General features: G+C 51.8%; 2 protein-coding genes. Both read right to left on the bottom strand.

Annotated elements, in window-relative coordinates:
- Positions 1-102: 102 nt before the first annotated feature.
- Positions 103-849 carry an IS21-like element helper ATPase IstB gene (gene istB, locus LSG37_RS20950; protein ID WP_233081952.1) on the bottom strand — a complete coding sequence of 249 codons (747 nt, stop codon included), beginning with the start codon at positions 847-849 and terminating at the stop codon, positions 103-105.
- 11 nt (positions 850-860) lie between these two features.
- Positions 861-2414 (bottom strand): IS21 family transposase, encoded by a 1554-nt coding sequence (gene istA, locus LSG37_RS20945; RefSeq protein ID WP_233081951.1) that lies wholly within the window; start codon positions 2412-2414, stop codon positions 861-863.
- Positions 2415-2596: the final 182 nt, after the last annotated feature.

The following is a 2596-nucleotide window of genomic DNA, read 5'->3' as shown; positions in this document are numbered from 1 at the left end:
CTGCGTATTTCGGTTTGTCCGGCCACCTGTTCCGGTTTCATCCGGCCAGGCGTTTCGGTGTGATCCGGCCAGCATGATCTGACCTTCGTTTATCCTCTCTTTTTACCCGACTTCTTCACCCTGAACCAGTGTTTTTTTACGTTGTGACTCACCTGTTAATTCCAGCCGGTGGGCGTTGTGGATCACTCTGTCTAACAGCGCATCTGCAACAGTCGGGTTATCCATTAAGCCATACCACTCTGAGACCGGTAATTGACTGACGATAATCGTGCTGCGTTGCTCATAGCGATCTTCAATTACATCCAGTAAATCGCTGACTTGCTTCCCCTTAAATCCCTCAAGGCCCCAGTCATCCAGGATCAACATATCCACTTTTTGCAGCTGTACCAGTTGCTTAAGGTAGCTGCCATCAGCATGCCCCATTTTCAGGCTCTCCAGTAACCGACCTAACCGGTAATACAGCACGCGCTTATTCTGTCGGCAAGCTTGCTCACCTAAGGCACAGGCAAGATAGGTTTTGCCACTGCCGGTGGGACCGGTGATCAGGATATTCTGATGGTACGTCAGGTGATGTCCTTGCATCAGCGGGGTAATTTGCTCAGCGCGTAAGCCGCGCTTTGCCGGATAGCGTAAGCCTTCCGGTGTCGCTTTAAGGCGCAGATTAGCCTGTTTGCGTAAGCGTTGTAAGCGGGTGTTATCCCGTGCCAGATGTTCTTGCTCGACCAATAACCCCAGTCGTTCATCGAAGCTAAGTTCTGCATAAGTATGAGGTGCAAGGCGTTGTTGCTCCAGCGCATTGGCCATGGCTGCGAGCTTTAGCTGGCGCAGTTGGATAAGCAGTGCGTCCATTGGTGTTGTCCTTATTGGTAGTATTTTGAGCCACGGATGTTGATGTGAGTACCAGGGATAATTGTGTTGATGTCATCCGGTTGCCAGCGCATATCTTCGCCGTTTTTCAGCAGCTTTTTGATGACCGGTATATAAGGTAGCTGGCGGCTTATGGCGAGCGCGCAGGCGTTTTCCAGCCGGTCACTGCCGTAGCGTTTTTGCTCACTCAATAGCGCCAAGCAGGCGCGCTGTGCCTGAACCAGATGGTCTTTACTGCGTTCAACCGCTAAGACCACCGCCAGGGTGTTGGAGCCGATATGAGTTGCCCAGCTGCGAATACGCTCTGGGTTCCACTCCTGATAGGCTGCATGATTTTCTGGCATATGCGCTACATCAGTGCTGTGCCGGTACGCGTTATGGCTGCGGAGATGCTGTGCGACACATTTAGCCTGATGGTAAACCTTAACCAGCGTCTGCGTGGCACTGATTTCAACCCGCTCACCGACTAAGCGGTGTGGCACCGAGTACCAGTGATTATCGTACTGTACGTGGTAATCTTTGGCGACTTTCGCAATGCGATAATCGGTGTACTCATAGGCATAAGGCGGCAGTGGCTGTAATGCAGGCGCATCCAGCAAGGTAAACAACTGCTCACGGCTGGCACCGTTGTAATGCTTCATGGGCCGCTGGTTAAGCTCAGTATTCAGTGCCCGGATAGCCTGATTTAACGCCGCCAGTGAGTAAAACACCTGATGGCGCAGCCGGGCTAATACCCAGCGCTCAACTATCAGTACAGCCGATTCGACTTTGCCTTTATCCTGCGGTTTACGTGGCCGGGTGGGCATCAGTGCACAGCCATAATGTCTGGCCAGAGCTTTGTAATTGTCGTTAAGCACCGGCTCGAACTTATCGGCTTTATCAACGGCCGCTTTGAGATTATCGGGTATCAATAACGCCGGTACGCCGCCTAAAAACGTCAGGCAGCGGCTGTTTGCCATCAGCCAGGATCCCATATCCTGGCCTTCGCAGGCTTCAATATAGGTGTAGTTTGATGCGCCCATTGTGGCGACGAAGATAGCAGCTGGTTTTATCTCGCCTGTTTCTGGGTTCACAATCGGCACCGTCGGGCCACAGAAGTCGATAAACAGCTTCTCACCGGCTTCATGATGCTGTCGCATAGAGCGCTTTTGCACAGCACACCAGCGGCGATAATGCTCGCAGTACTGCGTGTAGCCAAGCGCGTTACTGCCATGTTCAGCCTGATACTCCTGCCATAACAGCAGTTTGGTGACGCCTTTTCTGCGCAGCTCAAGGTGCACCTGCACCCACAGCGGCAACACCCGCTGCGTACTGTAATCACGGCCGGGGAATAACTGTTTGTCGAGGCTATCAAGCGGATAATCAGCGGCAAGCGGCCAACTGAGACCTAAATTGTTAAAGCGGATAACCAAATCACTGATGGTTGCCCGGCCAATATTCAACGCCTGGGAGATTTGCCGATCGCTTAACTTGGCTTCAAATTTAAGGCGGAATATATCCAGATAAGTTTGCATATCTGTCCTTACCATTTTCTTTTTACGTGTCATGACTACTCCGACAAACAGTTAAAAAACTGTTATGCCAAAGCTCGTAAAACGAAGGAAGAACAAACTGGCCGGACGATACCGAAACAGGTGGCCGGATAAGGCCGAAATCAGTGGCCGGATGATACCGAAATGGGTGGCCGACTCATGCCGAAATCGCTGGCCGGATCATCCCGAAATACGCA

It is taken from the genome of Rheinheimera soli (genome assembly GCF_021290985.1).
In the GTDB taxonomy this organism is placed as follows: domain Bacteria; phylum Pseudomonadota; class Gammaproteobacteria; order Enterobacterales; family Alteromonadaceae; genus Pararheinheimera; species Pararheinheimera soli.
Note: the sequence above shows the minus strand (reverse complement) of the source record. Positions and strands in the feature narration are given on the sequence as shown.

Bases quoted from the DNA above. Each gene is read 5' to 3' on its own strand.
- istB (WP_233081952.1), bottom strand. From the start codon at position 849: ATGGACGCACTGCTTATCCAACTGCGCCAGCTAAAGCTCGCAGCCATG.
- istA (WP_233081951.1), bottom strand. From the start codon at position 2,414: ATGACACGTAAAAAGAAAATGGTAAGGACAGATATGCAAACTTATCTG.